The sequence below is a fragment of the Hymenobacter sp. FMD4 genome, from assembly GCF_058932745.1.
In genome coordinates this window covers 133,833-157,036 of the sequence record NZ_JBZYWH010000001.1, presented here as the reverse complement: position 1 = coordinate 157,036, position 23,204 = coordinate 133,833, and the positions used below count along the sequence as shown (strand labels likewise).

The window sequence follows — 23,204 nt, the reverse complement described above, 5'->3', positions numbered from 1 at the left end:
GTACACTTCCTAAGCCTGCGTCGGTAGAAAATAAATAGTAAATATTTAATAATTATGCTTGCCGAGTAAGTCGTCAACGTTGCTTGCTATTCTGGGTAAAGGAAGTAGGATTGACTAATAAAAACAGGGCGAAGCTGGCTAAAATAGCAGCATTTATTGGGATATGTTCAAAAGAATGGGTGTAAAATTTTATTTCTCATTTGCAAAAACCATTTACAGTATGGAACCCGTAAATAAACCAGCCGCCGTAAGAAACACACGCTTGCAAGGAGGACAGTAGTGCTTGTCGCTGCTGGTCAGGCCAGGCCGTAAATGGCATGGGGTGAAATTGAACTTTGGCTAGTTCAGCTCTTTCGGGTGGGGTGCTTTTTCCGGTCATTGTTCACTCCAACCAACTCCCTACATGACCAAACATTTATCGGCGTTCGTCTTGGCATGCCTGACGAGCAGCAGCCTGCTGGCCCAAGCCGTGGTAGACCCCGAAGTTCGGGCTGCCCTACAAGCCAACCCCACCGCCTCGGTCGTAATTACTTTCCACGGCAACGGCGCTCCGGCGCCGCAGCAACTGAGCTTGCTACAGCAGTTGGGTATCACCAAAGGCATTACGTTCCGGGCGCTGCCCATCGTAGGAAGCCTGGCTACCTCTGCCCAGGTACAAGCCCTGGCCCAACGCCCCGAAGTCCGTTCCATCTTCCTTAACAAACGCCTCTCGTACTACAACTACAACGACACGCACCTGACTGGCGTGAAGCGCCTGCGCCTCGATCAAACCCTGACTGCCCGCAATAACGGCCTACCCGTATCGGGTAAAGGCGTGGGCGTAGTGGTCAACGACAGCGGCGTCGATGGCACTCACGACGACATTAAGTACGGCCCGCACCTGGTGCAAAACGTGCTGGGCAGCACCAATCTGCAGGCTTACAGCGACCTGCTGCCCGTGACGTACGTGGAAGGAGTGGTGAATACCGACACCAACTCGGGCCACGGTACCCACTGCGCCGGCACCATCGGCGGCAATGGCGCCAAATCCAGCGGCAAGTACGAAGGCGTAGCGCCCGGTGCTTCGCTGATCGGCTACGGTTCGGGCGGCGCGCTGTTCGTGCTGGACGGCATCGGCGGCTTCGACTACGCCCTCACGCACCAGGCGCAGTACAACATCCGCGTCATCAGCAATTCCTGGGGCTCATCAGGTGATTTCAATCCCGAGCACCCGATCAACATCACTTCCAAGAAAGCCTATGACCGCGGCATCGTAGCGCTGTTTGCGGCCGGCAACGAAGGACCCAGCTCCGATACGCACAACCCCTATGCCGTGGCGCCGTGGGTTATTTCGGTGGGCGCTGGCGACAAGAATGGCAAGCTGGCCGATTTCTCGTCGCGCGGCGTGAAAAACGAAAGCGGCACCTTCACCATCGATGGTCAAAGCTGGACCTTCGAGAACCGGCCCATCATCGTGGCCCCCGGGGTAGATGTGGTTTCAACCCGCGTCATCGCGCCGGTGGCTTCGCTGGGCGCACAGATGGATGTGGAGCAGCTCGAGCCAGCCCACGTGCCTTTCTACACCCACATGAGCGGTACTTCCATGGCTACACCGCACGCCGCGGGCGTAGTGGCGCTGATGCTGGAGGCCAAGCCTTCGCTCTCGCCCATGCAGGTAAAGCAGATCCTGGAAAAGACGGCTACCAACATGCCCGGCCGTGAGTCGTGGGAAGTGGGCGCCGGCTACATTAATGCTTACGCCGCCGTGGATCATGCTTTCCAGAGCACACCTTACGGCCCGACGGTGAATCTGACGCGCACGTTCAACAGCAGCGTTAATTCTCAGATTACCAATACGCCGTTCAGCGTCAACTACAACCCGCTGACTACGGCTGCCAACAGCACCACCTTTACCGTGGGCAGCGGCGTAACCAGCTTAGAGGCTAAGGCTATTGCCGCTGGCACCGTGGGCGAAACCGGCAACCCCGTGAACCTGGTGCTGATTGCGCCCGACGGCACCCGCTACAGCTCGGGCATTAGCGCGCTGTTTGCTTTGTACTACGACCGCGGCGTGAGCGTGGCGTCGCCGGCTCCTGGCACTTGGAGAGTGGCCATTGAGGGCTTGCGCGGTGCAGTAGCGTTGCCCGAAAACATCCGCGGCAACATCAGCATGCTCACCGCCGCCGGTACCGCTGGTCTGGCCGACATTGCTGGCCACCCGGCTGAAGCCGCTATCAAAATGGCTGTATCCTCGCGGCTGGCAGATGGCCTGAGCGGTGGGTTCCGGCCCAACGATGTGCTGACTCGCATTCAGCTGGCCGATTATCTGCTGATGGGCCAGGGCGTACGCCAGTTCCTGCCCACCAACGGCACCCGCAATTACACCGATGTACAAGGCCGTGACCTGCTGTTGGCCGAATCGGTAACGGCCCGTGGTGCTGTTTTGCGCGACCGGGAGCACGCTTTCCGCGGCGTAATGATGCCTTCGGCTACGGGCCAGTTTGCGCCCACTGCCGCCGTCAACCGTGCCGCCTTGGCTTACTCGCTGGTACAAGGTCTGGGTCTGCAGCAGCAGGCATTGGCTCGCACCGGTCGCGCCGTAACGGTAACCGTGGATGGCCGCAGCATTCCAGTAGACGATGCCAGCCAGATTCCGGCCGGTATGGAAGGCTACGTGAGTGTAGCGCTGGAGCTGAACCTGATCAACGCTTTCTACACCCTCACCCAGGGGCCCTTCGATCTGCAGCCCAAGCTGCATGCCACCTTCAAGCCCATGCAGGTCGTTACCCGTGGTGACTTCGCCGTCATTGTGACGCGCACCTTCGCGCAGTGGGAAGCGCTAACGCAGCCGGCCGCTCGCGGCACGGTAGCCAGCCAAGCTACGGCCACGATGGAGCAAGGTACTTTTGCTTACCCAAACCCCTTCGCTGGCAGCACCACCATCACTTACACCGTGCCGCAGGATGGCTTCGTGACGGTAGAGGTGTACAACGTGCTGGGGCGCAAGGTGCGGACGCTGGTAGCCAAGGCGCAGTCGGCTGGGCAGCATGAAGTGAAGCTGGATGGCAATGGCCTGTCGAGCGGGACTTACATGTTTAAGGTTCAGACCGGCAAGCAAGTAACTTCCAAGCAATTGGTAGTGCAGTAAGCCGCTGCCGCCTTTCAAACACAAAGCCCCGCTGAATTCAGCGGGGCTTTGTGTTTATGGCTTTTCATTAATAGTTATGCGAAGCGCTGTCAAATCATGACAATAAGAAACTTAACTCACCCGAATTGTAGCTACTGCACCAGAATCATGGCGGTGGAAGCGGGCAGCACCAGCGGCGCGGTCGTTTGTTGCAGCTTCTCCAGGCCCTGCTCATTCAGCTGGTCGCCGCGGAGCACCACGGTGTAGCTACCGGCGGGTATGCTGATTTGGGCGTCTTGGCGGTTTCCATTGAAGAGCACCACAATGTTCCGCCATTTATCCCCGCCGGCGTGGTCGCGGAGGCGGTAAGCTATGGTGCCGGCGGGCGGATTGGGCAAAAACTCTAGGTGGCGCTGAATCAGCTCCTGGGTGGGCAGGCGGAAGGCCGGATGAGCGCGGCGCATGGCAATGAGGCGGAGGTAGAAGTCGTATACGGCGGCGTAGCGCTGCTTGCGGCCCCAGTCGAGCTGGTTCACGCTGTCAGGCTGATTGTAAGAATTGTGCGAACCGCCCTTGGTACGCAGGAACTCGTCGCCGACGGGCAAAAAGGGTACGCCCTGCGAGGTAAAAACGATGGTGTTGCTGAGCACATCCATTTTGATCAACTCAGCTTCGGAGGCGCCCGGATTAGCTACCTGCAGCTTGTCCCAGAGTACCCGGTCGTCGTGGCAGGCCACGTAGTTGATGGCCTGCGCCGGCGTGGCTGCCCACGGCGCTTGCGAGTAATTGACCTTCCGATAATCGAGCTGCGGGTGCCGGGTGGCAGCCACGATGCCAAACTTCACGCTTTCCTCCAGCCCGCGTTGGCCGCTGGCAAAGCCGGGCTCGGTCTGACGGGCCCAGTGGCCTTTCACGCCGTCGCGCAGCTCATCGCCGAAGGCAGCCACGCGGTCAAGGCGCAACACGTTGGCCTTCACGGCGCGTTGCGCTTCCGGCAAGGGGCTAGCGCCGGCGGTCCAGCCTTCGCCGTACACGAAAATGGAACGGTCCTGCTGATCCAGCGCCGTACGCACGGCGCGCATGGTTTCGAGGTCCAGAATACCCATCAGGTCAAACCGAAACCCATCCACACGATATGCGCGGGCCCAATACGCGACGGATTCCACAATGAGCTTGCGCACCATGGGCCGTTCGGAAGCGACTTCGTTGCCACAGGCAGCGGCATCGGACAAGCGGCCATCCTGGGTATGGCGGTAGTAGTAGCCGGGCACCAACTGCTCGAAAGGGTGACGGTTAGCGCCGGCGGTGTGGTTGTACACTACATCGAGCACCACACGCAGGTTGTGGCGGTGCAGTGCCTGAACCAGTTGCTTAAACTCGTGGATACGGGCCGTAGGGTTGGCGGCATCGGAGGCGTAGGAGCCTTCCAACGCAGAGTAATGCAGCGGGTCGTAGCCCCAGTTAAAGGGGCGCTTCGTGGGCGAGAGGCTTTCATCGATGGAGGCGAAATCGTTGGTGGGCAGCAAGTGCACGTGAGTCAGGCCCATTTCCACGAGGTGGTCGAGGCCGGTACGTACGCCGCCCGGACCGCGGGTGCCGGTTTCAGTGAAGCCGAGAAACTGGCCTTTCTGCCGGATGCCCGACTGGGGGTGCACCGACAAGTCGCGCACGTGAATCTCACCGATGACAATGTCGGTGGCATGCCTGAGCGGTGGGCGCTTGTCTTGTGCCCAGCCGGCCGGGGTTACGGTCTCCGGGTCGAGCCAGGCGCCCCGCACACCGTTCAGGCCTACCGCTTTGGCATATGGGTCGGCTACTTCAGCCAGCGTTTTGCCGCCGATAGTAGCCTGCACAGTATAGAAGCCGGTGGTGCCGACGGGCAATGAGTAAGTCCAGGTGCCTCCTTCGGCTTTGCGCATGGGAAAAGTGGCGCGGGCCGAGCCGCCGGTCCCGGCATCGTAGATGCGCAACTGTACGGCCTCGGCCGTCGGCGCCCACACACGCAAAGTGCCCAGCTTTTGGGCAAACGTCAGGCCGAGGTCAGTTCCGTTGTAGACCGGGTATTGAGCGAAGTCGGGCAGCGCTTGGGCCACAGTAGCAAAAATGGGGCGAAGCAAAAACAGCAGGGAGAGCAGCAGGAGGCGGTTCATGCCCGCAAGTTCGGGCATGACAGCAGTAGAAAGAGTAATGAAGTGTTGCTATTTGTTGCGGAGTTTATTTATGCTGGTCGAGTCGCAGAATTAGTGGCTGAAGCTTGCTGCCTTCTCAAATGAGGAACGGGACTATTTGTAGCTCCAATTAATAAGTACGCCACTCGGGCCGAAAGAATAGCTCGGCCAAACTGCCGCGCTAAAGGAGCAACTTCCGACCCTGCAAATCCTCCTTAAGGCGAGCCATCAATATAGGTTTACTCGCTATCAGCAAACCGCCTACACTTACCCTAGCGTATAGCTGCTGACTCCGCCACGCCGGCTTACCTGTTTCTTATGCGTTTTTCCCGTTTGTTTTCCGTTTCAGCCGGCCTGGTGCTGGGTGCTGCGCTGCTGATAGGCGCCGGCGAATACGCCACCGCCCGCCCGAGCCTCCGCACCGCCGACATAGCCTACGTCAACCCCCAAGCCCCTGACTTCGACGCCGAGCGGCATCTGCTTGATGTATATGCACCGCGGCGGCGTTCGGCTACGGCGCTGCCCGTAGTAGTATTTATCCACGGTGGCAACTGGAACAGCGGCCGCAAGAACATTTACGCCTACATCGGGCGCCGCCTCGCCAAACAAGGGGTGGTAGCCGTTATCATCAATTACCGCCTTGCACCGCAGGTACAAGTGCCCGCCATGGCCGACGACTGCGCCCGCGCTGTGCTTTGGACGCAGCAACACATCGGCGAGTACGGCGGCGATGCGCAGCGCATCTTCACCATGGGTCATTCGGCCGGCGGCGGACTAGCGGCCTTGCTGGCTACTGACGGCGAACTATTCGCCCGCCACGGGCAACCGAAAAACCCGGTACGTGGCGCTATTCTTAACGACCCGGCCGGTCTCAATATGTATAATTACTTGCTGCGCCTGCAGTACCCCGGCGACGAGGATTACTATACTTCCTTCGGTCGCGACTCCAGCGTGTGGCGAAAGGTGTCGCCCTATCACCACCTGACGCCGCAAAGTCCGCCGTTTCTTCTCTTCGTCGGCGGCAAGTCGTACCCCTCGATTATCAATAGCAGCGAGGAGTTTCGGCAGCGGCTGCTGGCGCTGGGTCACACGCCCGGTTATACCCTGCAGCCCACCCGAAGGCATGTGCCCATGATATTGCAGATGTATTGGAAGCGCAACATCATCTACCGACAGCTGCTCCCGTTTGTGGGAGCAGCGCCGGAAAACGTGGCCAGGCAACAGACGGCGCCTTATGGGAAGATGCCCAGCGACTGATAGCTGATGCCTATTTTTTCGATGGCGCTGTAGAAAGCTGCCGTGCGCATATCGGTGATGCCTTTTATCTGGTTCATCACGCTCCGAATTTCGTGGTAGGCCAAGATCATGGTGTCTTCCAGGCCCGAGCGCACAAGGCTGATTTCGTCGGACCCGCGCACAATCAGGTCGCGCTCCTGGGCGCTGATGCTCTTGCCGGTGGTTTGCTCAATGGTGTTGACCAAGCGGCGCAGCGAGGCTTCTTCTGCGCGCTTGCCCATGCGGCCGAAGCGCACGTTGGAAAGGTTCTTAAGCCACTCGAAGTACGAGACGGTTACGCCGCCGGCATTCAGGTACAGGTCGGGCAGAATTACCACGCCGCGCTCCAGCAGGATCAGCTCGGCACCGCGCGTCACGGGGCCGTTGGCGCCTTCGGCAATGACTTTGGCCTGAATGCGGCCAGCGTTGCCTTCGTGAATCTGGTTTTCCAGGGCAGCTGGCAGCAGCACGTCGCACTCGCGCTCCAGCAGCGTGGCCGAGTCCCCAATATTTTCGGCGCCGGGAAAGTTGAGAATGGAGCCGCTGTCGGTGCGGTGCTTCATCACGGCTTCTACGTCGAGACCATCGGCGTGGAACAGGCCGCCTTCGCGCTCGGCAATACCGGTAATGATTGCGCCTTCCTGCTGCAGGAAGTGCGCCGCGTAGTAGCCCACGTTGCCGAGGCCCTGTACGATGATCCGCTTGCCGGCCAGGCCAGTGCTCAAACCCAGCGGCTTGAGCATTTCCTCGTCCGCAAATAGCTCGCGCAGCCCAAAGAACACGCCCAGGCCGGTGGCTTCGGTCCGGCCCCGGATGCCGCCCTGGCCTACGGGTTTGCCCGTGACGCAGCCCAGCGCGTTGGTGTCACCGTACTTAAAGGCGAGGTAGGTATCGGCTATCCAAGCCATTTCGCGGCTGCCCGTGCCGTAGTCGGGTGCCGGCACGTCGGTGCCCGGCCCAATGAGGTTTTTCTTGATCAGCTCGCTGGCGTAGCGGCGCGTCACGCGCTCCAGCACGTCCACCGGCGTGGTACGAGGGTTGAGTTTTACACCGCCCTTGGCGCCCCCGAACGGTACGTCCACCAAGGCGCATTTGAAGGTCATGAGCGTGGCCAGAGCTTTTACTTCATCTTCGTCCACGTGCACGCTGTAGCGAATGCCGCCTTTGCTGGGCAGCTTGTGGTGGCTGTGCTGTACCCGAATGCCCTCAAATACCTGTACGTGGCCATCCACCTCCACCGGAAAGTTTACCTTATAGATGCTGTTGCAGGCCTTGATCTGCGCCAGAATGCCTGGGTCAAGCTTGGAATGGCGTGCAGCTTGGTCGTAGAACTGCAGTACGCTGTCGTAGAAATCTTTTCCCTGGATTGGCTGGCTCATACGAACTAGGATTAGGGTGGGAGTATCTTGGTTCCAACGAGGAAAAGTACAGTTCAGTTGTGGGGAAATGATAAATCAGGCCTTTGTTACAGCAGCCAAACCCGTTGATACTTGGAAGCGTGCTAAGTGGCATCAGACTGCCCGAGATGCGAGAAATTCCTGCACCTCGGCCTCCGTGATGGTGGGCGTGGCACCCGGGTACGTGGCTACTAGTGCACCAGTAGCACTGGCAAATCGGAGGCATGCCCCCGGTTCCTGACCGACCAACCAGCCTTTCAGCAACGCTGCCAGAAAAGAGTCGCCGCTACCGATGGTGTCGTGCACCTGCACTGGTATGCCGGCGGTCCGGTAAAGCTGACCACCGGTCCAGAGCACGGCGCCTTCAGCGCCGCGCGTGACGCACACCGCTTGCAGCTGAAATTGCTCGGCCAGCCACTGCATGGCGGCGGCTTGGTCGGTTTTCAACCCGAACCAGCCCATGATTTCGGCCAGCTCGTGGTGGTTCATTTTGACCAAATCGGTTTGGCCAAGCAGCTGCTCCACGTAGGCGCGGCTGTAGTGCGGCGGCCGCAGGTTTACATCAAACACACGGAAGCGGGCCCGCTCGAGCAACCGATGCAAAGTTTGGCGGGTGACGGTGCTGCGGGCTGCCAGGCTCCCAAATACGAATACATCGGCTTGGGCTACCAAGGCATCCAGCGCGGCATCGGGCTGGATATAGTCCCAGGCCACGGGCTGTACAATATCATAAGTTACTTCGTTGGCGTCGTCTACGTTGGCGTGTACCACGCCTGTCCGGTGGTCGGAAGCGAGCTGTACGGAATCGGTGCTTAAACCTTTGGAAGTGATAAAACGGCGCAGTTCCGCGCCTAGGTCGTCGTCGCCGGTACGGCTGATGAGCTGCGCCGGCACGCCAAACTGGCGCAGGTGCACCGCTACGTTGAAGGGCGCGCCGCCGGGCTGTTTGCCGGAGGGAAGCACATCCCACAGAACTTCGCCAAAGCAGACAACTTTAGGGTTGGACATGGAGGAGGTCTATTTGTGAAGAGTTGATTCTACCTCTGGCAACATACGTTTGATGGGCCATGGTATGCCTGCCCTGGGTTTTCAATTCCGTTGCTTGGTCCAGACGTAAGCAAGCCAATAGCTCCCAAAACGCATTTGTTCCGTCGCATTAGCACGTCAGCGGGGTAGGTAAGGGTGGCGTAGGCCCTGGCATTTCACGCGCACCCGCGCGGCGTGTTATGATCAGGCGAGAGTATAAAAGTCTGTTAGCTCCTGCCGCGGGTTAAGGACCATAACGAAAGCTGGTCTCCCTCCTCAGTAGAGGAAGGAAACCAATTCTTTCTTGTAGTCAGGGGCCACCGCATGAATTAGCTACAGGGCCGGTGGCTGGTTGTTGCGCTGAATGGGCTTGAAGTTGTCATCCACATTCCGGTCGATGAGCAAGCGGCGCGGGTCGATACCCGCTTCGGCAGGCTCTGAGCGAACGGTGATGGTGATGGTCTGCGTGCCGGCTTTGAAGCGGTGCTGTCGGCGGTACAGCTCTTTGCTCGCTTCGTCGTACACGCCCACTTCTACCCAGTCATTCATGGGTACTTCGTGTTCGATGGCCGTGCTGTCCACCGTCACCTTGCGGGCCCGCACTTCGAGGCGCACCTGCCAACGGCCGCCGCTTAGGGGCGCGGTATGGACTTGTTTAGCCTGTAATTCCCAAAATGTGTTGCGAGCAAACAAGTCGGTAAGCAAGTAGCGTAGTGAATCGGGCGTGACGGCCTGCAGCTCCCGGTACAAATCGAGCGAAACCGGCAGGGGCGGATTGCCAGCGCCGTGCCTGTGAAGCAGCCGCCGCAGGGCCGTATTGATGGGCTCTTGGCCGACATATTCGCGCAGCGCATACATCGCGAAGGGGCCTTTGCGGTACACCCCGAAATAGTCAGCGGCGCGCAATAGCGGTACATCAGCCTCCGGACGGGGGCTAAGGTATTCGCGGCGCATCATGTGCAACAGGCGGTTCAGGTGCTCTGGCCCAAAGCTGGCTTCCACGACCATCATGGCGCTGTACCAGGCGAGGCTTTCGCTAAGCAACGCGCCGCCTTCGGCTTGAGCAGGTACCACTTGGTGACCCCACCATTGGTGCGCCACTTCGTGGGCTACCACGGCATAAGGTAAATCTAGGTGGCGCTGGTCTTCCCGCGGATCAACCATAGCAAAGTTCTCCGTGTACATGATGGTGCCGGGATACGCCGTCAGGCGCGTGCTGCTGTTAACGCCCGGCGTTTCTACCAGCCGAAGCTGATCGTGCTGGTAAGGGCCAAACTGCTGGGTATAGTAGGCCAGCGAGGCTTGCAGGCTTTGCACCATGCGCTTCAGGTTGTGCCTGTGCCCGGGGTGGTAAAGCACCTGAATCGGGATGTTGCGCCAGCGCGTTTCATACACCGCGTAGCGGGCCGAGAACAACGCGTAAATGTTGCGAATGGGGGAGGTAGCAACGTAGTGGAAGTAGCGGCGACCGGGCCGCTTCCAGGTGTGGCGTAGGGTGCCGGGCGCCACCGCCGTCTGGCCATCATCGGTTCCGATGGTGGCTTCAAAATCGATTCGCTCGCGGCCAGTCAGGTTGTGCCGCGCCGCCGCATCGTGCAGGGTCGGCACGGCTGGGCGAGCGGGCAAACGATGCTGGCGGCGCGTGCCGGCGTTGTGCAATTCGCGGCGCGGCTGGTAGCCCACGGCTGGCAGCCAGTCCTTTTCCAGCCAAGTGCCGTTGGGCACCACGGGGGCGCGGGAACTGCTGTTGGTAAAGCCACGGGAGCCCAACGCCTGTTCAAAATGCAGGCGCAACGTGTCGCCGGGCTGCAGCGGCGTTGCCAGCACCAAGATGTGGTAGCCGAGCGCGGCATCGGTCAGGACTACGCGCGCTGGCCGGTCGCAACGCACCGATTTGGTTTGTGCCTCGGAGTGCGAAACCAGGTGAATGGAGTCAATAGCCACTTTGCTCTGGTTGACGAGGCGGTAGGTGCCACGCACTTCGGCCCGGCCTTTCGCCGGGTACATTTCTACGTGCAGCTGGGTGCCGGTAAGCAGCGGCTGAGCGGCGGCTCGGTACCGGCCGTAGCGACGTTCGTACGTGGCCTGTAATGCGGCACGGGCTGCTTCCGAGCGGTAGGTATTCAGCACGTTGGTATTGTAGAAAATAAATCCACCAAACAGCAGGAGAAGCCCCGCCGAAGCGCTTGCTATTACCAAAGGGCCCCGTGTGAAGCGCCGACGTGCTAGTTGCATACGCGCTTTAAGGCTGGTTTCACGGCCCCGCACCCAGAATAGCATCAGCAGCAATGAAAAAAGCAAAGCCCAGCCAACCCAGTAGAGCTTAAACCATAGCCACGGCGCAACAAAGGCGCCGAAGCCGCCCATGTCGGAATAGCGCAGGCCGGGGTCGGACCCGTAAATCAGTAAGTTGTGCTCGATGCCGAGCTGCTCGGCGTAAGCCGTGTAGAGGTATACCAAGAACACCACCATGTGCCCTGTGTACTTATCACGTAACAGCGCGTGCCCCACCATGGCCACCGCCGCAAATAGCAGGTGATTCAGCAACCGGAAGCCGAACAGCACGCGCAGGTAGAGGCCAATCTCAAAGTGATAATACCCTTGCAGCAGCTGAACGATAATGCCCGAGGCCATAACCACGGCCTGCAGGGCCACAAGCATCAGCACTAGCCCCAGAAACTTGCCGGTATACACCGCCCAGGTGGGCACTGGCGAGGAATCGACCAATTCACTCAGGCCTGCATCACGCTCTTGCCACACCAGCTGGCCGGCAAACAAGGTGGTAAGCGTGGCTATCATTATGTCCACGATCAGCTGCCCCGAAAAGGCGGTGATGCGACCTGTGTTGGGCAAGCTGGGCGTGCCCAGCTCCCCTTCCAGCAGCTCAGGACCCACAATAACCAGCAGCACCGCTACCAGCGGCAGCGCTATGGCTAGCCGGCTCGTCAGGATTTCTCGGCACGAGCGTAGTGCAATGCCCCATACCTGATGCAGCCGTGCGCTCAGCGGCAAGTCGGCTCCAATTTGGGGCACTGCAGCCTCGTAGCTCCATTTGTCCGATGCGTAGGCCGCCGCTGGGGGCGTGGGCACGGGTGCGGGGTGGTTGGGTATCCTGAGGCCAAGCCGACGAAGCCAATGGCTGAATCCGCCACCCTGCGCGTGGTGAGCAAACTGGAAGCGAGCATAAGCCAGCGTCAGCCCGCCCAGGCCAATGCCCAGCCACAGTAAGCGGTTGGTGAGCAGCGCACCTTCCGCAGCGATTAGCAACGTGTTTTTCTCCGTGGGCGTCCAGGTGCGCCACAGCGCACTCATCACCGTAAAGCCCACCGGGTCGAGGTGCTTGCCTAGTTCCCACTGCCCGAAATGGCCTGCAACAACTTCCCGGGCTACCAACGTCAGGCCGAAGAGCAAAGCGGCTCCCACGTAGCTGACCACTGCCCGGCGGCTGAGCACCGCCAGCGTGAAAAGCAGCGCCGTAGCGGCAAAAGCATTGGGAAGGGCCAGCAGCACGTAGGCGCCTAGGTAGCCAGCCGGCCGAAACGGCCCCCAAAGGCCGGGTTCCATTACCGGAAGCCAGCCAACAAGCACAAGGCTCAGCTGCACCACCAAGAACAGCAGGGCATTGACTGCGAATGCCCCCAGAAACCGCCCGCCTAGGTATTCGGCCTTGCTGATGGGTACGGTGTAATGCAGCGGTGCCAGGCGGGTATGCAGGTCGCGGGTGGCGGCGTCGCTGGCCACGGCAGCACTTACCAGCAGCCCCAGCAGGCTGGTGATGATGGTGAGGGCCGCAATGATGATGGGCGAGTTGAAATAAAAATCGCCCTGGCGCGCATCGTCCATAAAGCCCAGGCTGAGCCAGATGGTGAGGCCAAAGAACACGGCTAGGTAGACCCAGGTGGCCACGCGGCTCAGCTGGTAGCTTACCTCGAAGCGGAAAATTCCCCAGAGTTTCATCGGGCCGTTACCAGTTGAGGTTGACGCACAAGCTGGCCGCGATGCCCGGCCATGACGCTGAAGTACACATCTTCTAAGTCTGGTTCCACGGCCTCGAACGTGGGGCCAGGATGCTCCTCGCTGTACACATGCACGAGCGTGCGCCCGGCCAGCAGCTTGGTCGAAATGACGGCGTACACCTGTTCTAGTATTGGCAGCTCCGCGCGGGTAGTCACGCGCCGCCAGATGCGGCCCCGAAGCGCGGCCACCTCGCTGAGTGGCTCGCCTTCCAGCAGAATCTCGCCGCTGTTGACGATGGCCATGCGCGTGCACAGCTCCGATACGTCCTCCACGATGTGCGTACTCAGAATGACCACGCTGTGCTCCCCTAGTTCGCTCAATAGGTTCAAAAAACGCACTCGTTCAGCCGGGTCCAGGCCTGCCGTGGGCTCATCCACAATCATCAGGCGCGGATTGCCGAGCAAGGCTACGGCCACCCCGAAGCGCTGCCGCATGCCGCCCGAAAAGCCACCCAGCTTCTGTCGGCGCAGTTCCCAAAGGTTGGTTTTGCGGAGTAGTACCTCCACCACTTCGCGTCGGGCTGCACGGCTGGTCATGCCTTCCAGCATGGCAAAGTAATCGAGCAGGTCTTCGGCCCGCATGTTGGGGTGCACCCCAAACTCCTGCGGCAGGTAACCCAGCGTGCTGCGCAGCTTGTCTTTTTGCCGCACCACATCGATGCCTCCGAGGTGAATTTCGCCCGCGTCGGGTTCCTGCAACGTGGCCAGGATGCGCATCAGAGTGGATTTGCCAGCGCCATTGGGGCCCAGTAGGCCGTACATGCCCGGCGGAATGCTCAGCGACACATCGCGCAGCGCACGGGTGCCGTTGGGGTACGTTTTGGAAACGTTGCGGATAGTTAGCTCCATGAGTTCACGTAGTTAGCGGTACTGCTGATCGGGTGTTACCTGGGTGTTGGTAGGGCACCAGATCAGCCACGGAGCAAGGTTAGGCAGGCACCGCAAGGGCGTAAACTAAATGTGACGGATAGGGCAGAGCTTGTGACGAATGCGCCGGGAGGGGTGGAAATCGAGTTGGCGGGGTCGCCGTGATTCATGATAGCATCACAGAAGCAGCCGGGGCATGATTGGTCACATTCTATGGGGTATTCGTCCCAGGTTGTGGCAGCACGAACTCGGGTACTCTATCCTTGTACAGGCTTAGCCGAATCGTTTTTCTTTTCTCTGACCTATGGTCCTCCACTTACCGTCCCTGGCGCACCGCGTCGGGGCCTTCGTGTGGCCGGCTGCCGAAGCTGGGCCATCCTCTTCTGCCAGCATCCGGCGCGACCAGTCAGTGGGGATGCTGTTTTGGGGTATCAGCGTTCTGCTGCTTTTGCTAGTCAGCGGAAATGGTGAGATGGTGCTGCTTTGGAGCCTGTTGGCACTGAGCGGCTTGGTGCTGCACAGCTTCGCCTGCCGCTGGCTGATTCCTTCGGCGCTCGGCCGCAAGCGCGCCTTTCTCCGCTACCTGGGGAATTCTATTTTGATGCTCGTATTAGCCACCGTGTTGCTCGGGCTGACGGTATTGGGCTTGCTCAATGACCCCGAAACCGCGGCTGGGTTTGGCGGCTTCCAAGCGCTGTTTCACTTCGTGTTCACGGTGCCTTTTTCCTGGCTGTTGTTTCGTTGGCGCCTACGCGGTCAGCAGGCCATCGAAGGGCTGAAGCAGGAGCTTGGGCAGTCTACCGCTTCCTTGGATTTGCTTCGTTCACAGATCAATCCGCATTTTCTCTTCAATGCCCTGAACACGCTCTATGGCACGGCTCTGCAAGAGAACAGCGAGCGAACCGCCCAGGGCATTCAGATGCTTGGCGACATGATGCGCTTCATGCTGCACGAAAATCATCAGCCGCGCATCATGCTGGCCCGCGAAATCGAGTACCTGCGCAATTACATCGAGCTGCAGTCCCTGCGCATTGCTACTTCGCCCGGCATCAGCATCGAAACCTGCATTGATGAGGTGCCCGTAGGCAGCGCCATTGCGCCCATGCTGCTGATTCCTTTTGTGGAAAACGCCTTTAAGCACGGCATCAGCCTCCAGCGCAAATCTTGGATCAAAACCACCTTGTACTGTGAGGGAAACAAGCTCTATTTCGACGTGTACAACAGCACTCACCCCCAGCGCGAGCAAGACCGGCTGCCTGAGCCCTCCGGCGTGGGCTTGGCCAACGTGCAGCAGCGTCTGGCCTTGCTTTACCCCAATAAGCACGAACTGATTATCCGTGAAACGCTCGGCGAATACTTCGTGCACCTCACGGTGGAACTGTAGCCCTATCTTTAGCGTGCAACGATATCCAAGCCCACCAAGCGCTATCAGCCGCTTCGCATGAAAGCTATTGCCATCGACGACGAACCCTTTGCGCTGGAGGTAGTGCGCTCTTTGGCCGCAAAGGTGCCGTTTGTGGAACTTCAGGCTTGTTTCACCAATGCTTTTCAGGCTTTGGAGTACCTGCAGCGAGAACCGGTAGACGTATTATTTCTGGACATCAACATGCCCGACATCTCGGGCCTGGAGTTTGTCAGCAGCCTGCCCAAGCGGCCCCTCATCATCTTCACCACCGCCTACGCCGAGCACGCCGTGAAAGGCTTTGAACTGGATGCTGTGGACTACCTGCTGAAGCCATTCTCGCTGGCCCGGTTTCTGAAAGCCTGCAACAAGGCCCACGAGATGCTACAGTTGCGTGGCCAAAGCCAGCCTCTGGTAGTCCCGGCTGCAAAAGAGTATTTATTTCTAAAGACGGGCTACGATCAGGTAAAGGTGCGTTTCGACGAAATCCTGTATCTGGAAGCCGCCGGTAACTACATCACGTTCGTGCTGATCGATAGGCGCCTGCTCACGCGCCTGACCATTCAGGAAGTAACAGAGCTGTTGCCGGCGGATCGGTTTACCCGCATCCACCGCTCGTACATCGTCGCCAACAATAGAATCGACAGGATTGAACGCCACCAAGTTAGTATCGGCGGTGCTTGCGTGCCCATTGGTGCGACGTACCTGCCGCAACTACACCTTTCTGCCCGTGGCACAGGCGCTTAAGGTATAGCCTGAATTTGAACGAACGAAGAGGTTAACGCCTTAGCCAATCCAATAAGTACTAAAAATGGAAAAGGCCCTCAGCATTGCGCTGAGGGCCTTTCCTGTGGTCACGTAGGGAGTCGAACCCCAAACCTCCTGGTTCGTAGCCAGGTGCTCTATCCAGTTGAGCTACGTGACCGTTTCCGTTATTGTGGTGCAAAGATAGGGCTCTGATTTTGGCTTCTGCAAATGTTAAGCGAATATTTCCGGTGGCTAAGGGCTCAGGCTAGGGGCAAGCGGTTGAAAGTCAGGCGGAATTTTTTTGCGTTTTTTTCAAAGCCCGCTTCAGCGCCCGGTCGAATAGCCAGTATAAACCGAAGACCGATATGGCAATAAGCGCGGCCACCAGCACCTTGCCGGCGGTGCCGCTGTCGGGGTCGCTCACCAAAGTGTACACATCTTGAGCCTTGGTGCCAAGCCAGTAGAAGAACAGGCTGCGCGGCAGCATGCCCAGCACCGAAGCGGTTAAAAACCGCTTTTTTTCCACGCGCATCACGGCCAGTACAAAGGTCATCAGGGCGAAAGGCAGTACCGGTGAAATGCGCGTAAGCAAAATGAGTTGCCAACTTTCATTTTTCAACTCAGTCATCACGGCGTCAGCTTTTGGAAAGTGCCGCAGGAAAGCTGTCATCTTGCCGTGGTCCAGGGAAGAGGCAATGCTATAGCCTACCAACGCGGCCAGCGCGTAGCTGACTACCATGCCCGGAAAGCCTAGCCAGCCAAAATAAAAACCCGTCACCAGCGCCACGAAGGTGGTAGGAGTGAGGGCAAAGGCCATGGTGAAGGCAATAACTACGAAGTACAGCAGCACCTGTACCGGACTTAGCTGCTGCAGCAGCGCTTGGTTTTGGTACAGCAGCCACGTCAACGACGAGCTGCCGACAACTGGCATGGCCACCAGCAGCCCCATGGAGAGCAGGGTGGAAAAGTTGGTGCGGAATAGTTCGCGGAGAAAGCGCATGGGCAAAGGCGGCAAAAGCTAATCGGGCCGGCCAACAGACCGACCCGATTACAGGCTCAACGAAAAAGTGCCAGGCGAAGCTACACTTCCTTCATTGGAACGTACTCCGCTTCGGTGGGCTCAGTTGCCGCTGCACCACGAGATTCTCCAGTGGTTTGACTGAGCACGTCTTTGTTAGGGGGCAACTATATGCCTTGAAGCTTTGGGTAGTACTGCCGAGGATATCGGAGATGTTGATGGACCTGCCTGGCTATGCGCTACACCAAGAAAACTTGGGCCCTTGTGTTAATGGTGTCGAAGTCACCGGTCAATTAAATTTTGATAGTCGGGTAGCGGAAGAAGGCAATGCTAAAGCTGAACCTTAAGCAAGGCAGGTGGATTAATAGGCGCGCAGCCACCGACTGAAGGCACAATTAACGCGAACATCAAGCATTACAAGGTGCGTACAAGGCGGTTCAGGCGAGTGCCCAGTTAGAACACCAATCCCAGCACTGCGATACCCCGAGCAGGGCTGCCGACGAGGGGTTGAAAACAGCCTGTTACCTTTGATGGGTCGCAGCTCTGCGGCCCCTGCACTTTCATTCAGTACGCATGAAATTCGGAACCAAAGCTATCCACGCCGGTGTGCACCCGGACCCCACCACCGGGGCCATCATGACACCGATCTACCAAACCTCGACCTACGTGCAACGCTCGCCGGGCGACCATAAAGGCTACGAGTACTCGCGCACGCACAATCCCACCCGCACCCAACTGCAAAACGCCTTGGCTGCCCTCGAAAACGGGACCCACGGCCTGTGCTTCTCCACCGGTATGGCTGCCATCGATGCGATGGTAAAGCTGCTCGAGCCCGGCGATGAAGTGGTGGCTACCAACGACCTGTACGGCGGCTCGTACCGCATCTTCACAAAGATCTTCGCCAAGTACGGCATCCAGTTTAAGTTCGTGCCGATGCACGATGTGCAGGCCGTGCGCGCTGCCATGACGGAGCGCACCAAACTGGTATGGGCCGAAACCCCCACCAACCCCCTGCTGCACATCATCGACATCAAGGCTATGGCCGAGGTGGCGCACGAGTTCGGGGCCCTGCTGGTGGTCGACAATACCTTCGCTACGCCCTACCTGCAAACGCCGCTCGACCTGGGAGCCGACGTGGTGATGCACTCGCTCACGAAGTACATGGGCGGCCACTCCGATGTGGTAATGGGCGCCCTTATTGTGAAAGATGACGAACTGCACGAGCGGCTGGCCTTTATCCAGAACGCTTCCGGCGGTACGCCTGGTCCGCAGGACTGCTTCCTGATTCTGCGCGGCCTTAAGACGCTGCACGTACGCATGCAGCGCCACTGCGAAAACGGCCGCGCGGTAGCCGAATATTTGCGTCAGCACCCCAAAGTGGGTAAGGTATACTGGCCCGGCCTGGAGTCGCACCCCAATCACCAGGTGGCGCGCCAGCAGATGCGTGACTTCGGCGGCATGATTTCCTTCGTGCTGGAGCACGACCGCGTAGAGGATGCCGTAGCCGTGCTGGAGAAGTTTGAGCTGTTCTCGCTGGCCGAAAGCCTCGGCGGCGTGGAAAGCCTCTCGGGCCACCCGGCCACCATGACGCACGCCAGCATTCCGGCCGAAGAGCGCCGCAAAGCTGGCCTGTCTGATTCGCTTATCCGCCTGAGCGTGGGTATCGAGGATGCCGAAGACCTTATTGCTGACTTGGCGCAAGCCTTGGGCTAGGCTACTGATGCTTGTTCGTCTGCTGTTGGTGCTTTGCGCGTGGGTCGGGGCTCTGAGCACAGCCCGCGCGCAAGCCACTGGCGAAGCTTCGGAGCCCTTCAGGAAAGCCAACGCGGTGCTGCTCTACACGTCGGCACCGCCCGATTCGGTGCTGCAGGCGTTGGCACTACACTTGGTGCAACGCGGGTACGCCATCGACGAGCAGGCTAGCCGCGACGGCCGGCTGCTTACCCAGCCCGGCATCGAGGCGGGAGGGCAGGGTTGGCCCTTGATCATCCAGGTAGAGCGCACAACCGGCGGCGTGACCCTCACGGGACAATATCAAATGCCCGAACTGGCTGGCAAGCCGCACTTCCCGGCCGAGTTTATCGGTTTTGAATGGTCGCCGGCCAAAAGCAGCTTCCGCCAGCTTGAGAAAACGGCGCGGCTCTTCGGGAGCGGTGCTGTGCGCTTTGCACGGCGCTGAATAATCCAATGCCGAAAACACTGCGCGGCGAAGAAGCTGGTTTGCTTCTTCGCCGCGCAGTGTTTTAGCGCGAATGTCACGTCTGAGCAAACCTCAAGCGGCATTCCATGCCAGCTATAGGTTTAAAGTAACTTGCACCTCGCCTACGCTGCTGGAACCTGCTCAATCAATGATTTTTTCCTCAAAGCTTACCGATCGAAGCTCTGGCCAACAACAAAAGGGGAGAAGCACGTCGGGCTGGCTGTACATCGCGCTTTACGCGATGCTATTCATTTTACTACTAGCCGCAACGTACCCAGCCGAATTTTCCGGCGACATGGGGTACTGGATGCAGTGGGCCACACACATTTTTCAACAGGGCTTGGGCAACACGTACGCGTTGCCCAGCAACAACTACAACCCGTTGTATCAGTACGTGTTGTGGGCGTACGGCCAGTTCGCTGGTTCCGAAGAAGACATCTTACGGCATCGACACGCGCTGAAGGCTGTTACGTTGGTCTTTGACTTTGCCGGTGCTATGCTGGCGGCTTCTTTCTTGAAGGGGACCCGTAAGCGTTTCATTGGCTCGCTGTGGTTGCTGCTGAATGTGGGCTACCTCTACAACACGCTTATCTGGCAGCAGGTAGACGGCATTTTTACCGCCTTGGTGTTTGCCGCTGTGGTGCTGGCAGTGCGCCACCGGCCAGCCTTGAGTGCAGCCTGTTACGTGTTGGCGCTGAACGCTAAGCTGCAGGCCATCGTCTTTCTGCCGCTGCTGCTGCTGCTGTGGCTGCCCAACTGGTTTCGCTGCCGGCATGCTTTCTGGCAAACCGTGTCAGTAGCCGCCGGTCTGCAGGTGGTGGTGCTAGCGCCCTTCATCTGGGCCGGTGACCGAAACTACCTGCCGGATATCATCGGCCTGAACCTGCATAACGTCAGCTTCTATCCCTACGTGACCGTCAATACTTTCAATGTATGGGTGCTGCTGATGCCTGAGCATGGGCTGTCCTGGACCCGCGACTCCCTAGTAAAGCTGGGGTTGACGTACAAGCAATGGGGGCTGCTAGCCTTTGTGGGTACATCTGGGGTGGCGCTGTTGCCGGTGCTGCTACTGGTGCTGCGCAAGGTGCAGGAGCGAGTTGGCTTCCGTTCTGCCGAGTATCCGCTAGTGATACTCACCGGTGCGATGCTGCCACTGTTATTCTGCTACTTCAACACCGAGATGCACGAGCGGTACTGGCATCCGTGTATCTTGTTTTTGGGGGCTTACAGCTTGCTGCAACGCCGTTACTGGGCGTATGTACTGGCATCCCTCGCCTACGTGCTCAATCTGGAGTGGGTGCAGCAATACTTGGCTTTGCCGGACTACTCCACTTTGTGGATTTTCAACCCTCAATTAGTCGCGGGTTTGTTTACCGTAGTCCTCCTATCAGTGGGAAAGGACTTATACCAAATGGCCATTCCGCATTTCGAAAAGGCAAGGCTGAGCTTTGGTAAATATAGAGCAAGTCTGTAACCGGTATAAAAAAACGGGCCACCCATGTACTGGGTGGCCCGTTTCACGTGCTTGAGATAAGCCAGTAGCTACTTCGTTTTCGCCTGCGAATTCGCATCCAATAGCTGGAACAGCTCGTCCAGCTTGGGGGTCAGAATTATTTCGGTGCGGCGGTTCAGGGACTTGTTGGCGGCGTTGTCGTTGGCTGCTACCGGAATGTACTGGGAGCGGCCAGAGGCCGTCACGCGCTCGGGCTGAACGCCGCCGGTGGTCAGCAGGCGGGCAATTTCAGTGGCGCGCAGGGCGCTCAGGTCCCAGTTGTCCTGCATGCCGGCGGTGCCGCGCAGAATGGGTACGTTGTCGGTATGGCCTTCCACCACCACATTCACGTCGGACTGTTCCTTAAGCACGGCCGCCAGCTTGGTCAAGGCTTCTTGGCCTTTGGGGTCCACTTTGGTGGAGCCCGATTTAAACAACAGCTGCTCCGAAAGCGACACGTACACCTTGCCGTCTTTCACCTTCACTTGCAACTCGTTGGATTTAAACGCCAGCAGGGCGTTGCTCACCTTGGCGCGCAAGGCATTCACGGCAGCATCTTTTTCCGCCAGCGCCTTCTCCAGCTCCACCAGCCGCGCCTCGCGTGCCTTCACGTCGGCCGATAGCTTATCGATTTCCGAGCGGCTCTTGTTGAGGTTGGCAGCCAGGTCGCCCAACTCGGCTTCGCGGCGGGCCAGGTCTTGGGCTACCTTCTGGTAGTCGGCGTTTTTGTTCGCCAATGCCTTCTCATTGTTCTTTAGCAGCTTTTCAAAGCTGTCATTCAGCTCACGGTACAGGCCCTGCGTGCGGCGCAAGATGGTGCCCGTCTGCGCCGAATCATTGACGAGGCGCTTATTCTCCAGGCGTAGCTGCGTCAGTGATTCAGTGGCTTTCTTCAACTCGGCCACGGCCTCGCGGGCTTGGCGCTCGGCCGACTCCCGCGCCTGTTGAGTGGCTTCCTGACGAGCCTGTAAATCTTGGTGCTTCTTGGCTGCTACACAGCCAGGCAGAGCCACACTGGCCGTAAGCATTGCACCGAGTAGCAGAGGTAGAGTTGACTTCTTCACAGACAAAATTGAGCAAAAAGACCCCGACTCCTTAGCCGGACACACAACCATGGCAAGGTAACTCATCGAGCACTAACTCCCAATCAGATGGCTGATCAGGCAATGTTGGTTTACAGGCTAATGAGGTATTCAATTTGCCTTTCAGATCAATCTGGTGGGTAATAATACAGTAACAAAGGAAGATGTAAGTGGATAAAAGCCGGCTATTGCAGAATGGTTTTCAGGCTATATTTGCTTTCACATTCCACTCTGTTCCCACCATAATTTTCTTCCCACGCATGGAAACCAGCACCCTCCAGGTAAGCGCTGAAGTAGAAGCGCTGCTCCAGCACGAGTGCCAAACCATCACCAAAGACCAGATTCACCAGCCCGGTGGCGACTTTATCGACCGTTGCTTCTTGCAGTCGAACCGTTCGCCGCAGGTGCTGCGCAGCCTAGGTCACCTTTACAACTCGGGCCGCCTCGCCGGCACCGGCTACATGAGCATCCTGCCCGTGGACCAGGGCATCGAGCACACTGCGGGCGCCTCCTTTGGCCCGAACCCGATGTACTTCGACCCCGAAAACATCATTAAGCTGGCTATTGAGGGCGGGTGCAACGCTGTAGCCACCACTTTTGGCACTTTCGGCACGGTAGCGCGCAAGTACGCGCACAAGATTCCGTTCCTGGTGAAAATCAACCACAACGAGCTGCTGACCTACCCGAACAAGTTCGATCAGATCATGTTTGGCTCGGTGGAAGAAGCTTGGAACCTTGGCGCCACCGCCGTGGGCGCTACCATTTACTTCGGCTCCGAGGAGTCAAGCCGCCAGATTCAGGAAGTGGCTGCCGCCTTTGAGCGCGCCCACGAACTGGGCATGGCCACGGTGCTGTGGTGCTACACCCGCAACAACGCTTTCAAGACTTCGGAAAAGGATTTCCACGTATCCACCGACCTCACCGGCCAGGCCAACCACTTGGGCGTGACTATCGGAGCAGACATCATCAAGCAGAAGCTGCCCGAAAACAATGGCGGCTTCAGCACGCTGAAGTTCGGCAAGACGCACAAGGCCATGTACGAGTCGCTGACCTCGGACAACCCCATCGACCTGGCCCGCTACCAGGTGGCCAACTGCTACATGGGCCGCATCGGTCTGATCAACTCCGGCGGCGAAAGCAAAGGCGCTTCTGACCGCGAGGACGCAATCCGCACGGCCATCATCAACAAGCGCGCCGGTGGCCAAGGGCTCATTTCGGGCCGCAAAGCTTTCCAGCGTCCCTTCGGCGAAGGCGTGGACCTGCTGAACGCCATCCAGGACGTGTACCTCGACGAGAGCATCACGCTGGCGTAAGTTTTTAGGGCCAATAGCTGCTGGCTGTTAGCTGTTAGCTTTCTTTGCATAAAGAAAGCGCGGCCAACGGTCAGCAGCTTTTTTGTTCCTTCAGT

At 58.7% G+C, this 23,204-nt stretch carries 15 protein-coding genes and 1 tRNA gene; 8 read left to right on the top strand and 8 right to left on the bottom strand.

Annotation, left to right across the window (positions count from 1 at the left end; all coding sequences use genetic code 11):
• Positions 1–403: 403 nt before the first annotated feature.
• Entirely contained in the window at positions 404–3,127 is a 2,724-nt protein-coding gene (locus AC5FXY_RS00655; RefSeq protein ID WP_493554697.1) for a S8 family serine peptidase, read from the top strand.
• A gap of 131 nt (positions 3,128–3,258) precedes the next feature.
• On the opposite strand, the gene pulA is transcribed toward AC5FXY_RS00655, so the two are convergent.
• Positions 3,259–5,274 carry a type I pullulanase gene (gene pulA / locus AC5FXY_RS00650; RefSeq protein ID WP_493554696.1) on the bottom strand — a complete coding sequence of 672 codons (2,016 nt, stop codon included), beginning with the start codon at positions 5,272–5,274 and terminating at the stop codon, positions 3,259–3,261.
• Positions 5,275–5,592: 318 nt separating this feature from the next.
• On the opposite strand from pulA, the gene AC5FXY_RS00645 reads away from it, so the two are divergent.
• Complete coding sequence (locus AC5FXY_RS00645; RefSeq protein WP_493554695.1) at positions 5,593–6,531, top strand: alpha/beta hydrolase; 939 nt, start codon at positions 5,593–5,595, stop codon at positions 6,529–6,531.
• Here the strand turns inward: AC5FXY_RS00645 and AC5FXY_RS00640 are convergent.
• From AC5FXY_RS00640 to AC5FXY_RS00625, 4 genes are all read right to left on the bottom strand, one after another.
• Complete coding sequence (locus AC5FXY_RS00640; protein WP_493554694.1) at positions 6,507–7,928, bottom strand: Glu/Leu/Phe/Val family dehydrogenase; 1,422 nt, start codon at positions 7,926–7,928, stop codon at positions 6,507–6,509. The two genes, AC5FXY_RS00645 and AC5FXY_RS00640, sit on opposite strands and share 25 nt — an antisense overlap.
• Positions 7,929–8,060: 132 nt before the next feature.
• Positions 8,061–8,954, bottom strand: coding sequence for a carbohydrate kinase family protein (locus AC5FXY_RS00635; RefSeq protein ID WP_493554693.1), 894 nt, complete (start codon positions 8,952–8,954; stop codon positions 8,061–8,063).
• A gap of 351 nt (positions 8,955–9,305) precedes the next feature.
• Positions 9,306–12,929 (bottom strand): ABC transporter permease/M1 family aminopeptidase, encoded by a 3,624-nt coding sequence (locus AC5FXY_RS00630; RefSeq protein WP_493554692.1) that lies wholly within the window; start codon positions 12,927–12,929, stop codon positions 9,306–9,308.
• Positions 12,926–13,837: an ABC transporter ATP-binding protein gene (locus AC5FXY_RS00625; protein WP_493554691.1), complete on the bottom strand. Its 912-nt coding sequence runs from the start codon at positions 13,835–13,837 to the stop codon at positions 12,926–12,928. Before AC5FXY_RS00625 ends, AC5FXY_RS00630 begins: the two co-directional genes overlap by 4 nt.
• Positions 13,838–14,159: 322 nt before the next feature.
• Here AC5FXY_RS00625 and AC5FXY_RS00620 point away from each other — a divergent pair, with 322 nt between their 5' ends.
• Complete coding sequence (locus AC5FXY_RS00620; protein WP_493554690.1) at positions 14,160–15,239, top strand: sensor histidine kinase; 1,080 nt, start codon at positions 14,160–14,162, stop codon at positions 15,237–15,239.
• 57 nt (positions 15,240–15,296) lie between these two features.
• Positions 15,297–16,004 carry a LytR/AlgR family response regulator transcription factor gene (locus tag AC5FXY_RS00615; protein ID WP_493554689.1) on the top strand — a complete coding sequence of 236 codons (708 nt, stop codon included), beginning with the start codon at positions 15,297–15,299 and terminating at the stop codon, positions 16,002–16,004.
• 104 nt (positions 16,005–16,108) lie between these two features.
• Here the strand turns inward: AC5FXY_RS00615 and AC5FXY_RS00610 are convergent.
• Positions 16,109–16,182, bottom strand: a tRNA-Arg gene (locus AC5FXY_RS00610).
• A 108-nt stretch (positions 16,183–16,290) separates the two neighbouring features.
• Positions 16,291–17,004 (bottom strand): TVP38/TMEM64 family protein, encoded by a 714-nt coding sequence (locus AC5FXY_RS00605; RefSeq protein WP_493554688.1) that lies wholly within the window; start codon positions 17,002–17,004, stop codon positions 16,291–16,293.
• Positions 17,005–17,595: 591 nt separating this feature from the next.
• Here AC5FXY_RS00605 and AC5FXY_RS00600 point away from each other — a divergent pair.
• The 3 genes from AC5FXY_RS00600 to AC5FXY_RS00590 all read left to right on the top strand — a co-directional run bounded on the left by AC5FXY_RS00600 (position 17,596) and on the right by AC5FXY_RS00590 (position 20,696).
• Positions 17,596–18,735: a cystathionine gamma-synthase gene (locus tag AC5FXY_RS00600; protein WP_493554687.1), complete on the top strand. Its 1,140-nt coding sequence runs from the start codon at positions 17,596–17,598 to the stop codon at positions 18,733–18,735.
• 7 nt (positions 18,736–18,742) lie between these two features.
• Positions 18,743–19,201, top strand: a complete 459-nt coding sequence (locus AC5FXY_RS00595) for a hypothetical protein (protein WP_493554686.1) — start codon at positions 18,743–18,745, stop codon at positions 19,199–19,201.
• A 262-nt stretch (positions 19,202–19,463) separates the two neighbouring features.
• Positions 19,464–20,696, top strand: coding sequence for a hypothetical protein (locus tag AC5FXY_RS00590; RefSeq protein WP_493554685.1), 1,233 nt, complete (start codon positions 19,464–19,466; stop codon positions 20,694–20,696).
• A gap of 68 nt (positions 20,697–20,764) precedes the next feature.
• On the opposite strand, the gene AC5FXY_RS00585 is transcribed toward AC5FXY_RS00590, so the two are convergent.
• On the bottom strand, positions 20,765–21,742 hold the full coding sequence (locus tag AC5FXY_RS00585; RefSeq protein WP_493554684.1) for an OmpA/MotB family protein: 978 nt from the start codon (positions 21,740–21,742) through the stop codon (positions 20,765–20,767).
• A gap of 314 nt (positions 21,743–22,056) precedes the next feature.
• On the opposite strand from AC5FXY_RS00585, the gene AC5FXY_RS00580 reads away from it, so the two are divergent.
• Positions 22,057–23,109, top strand: coding sequence for a class I fructose-bisphosphate aldolase (locus tag AC5FXY_RS00580; RefSeq protein WP_493554683.1), 1,053 nt, complete (start codon positions 22,057–22,059; stop codon positions 23,107–23,109).
• Positions 23,110–23,204 lie beyond the last annotated feature (95 nt).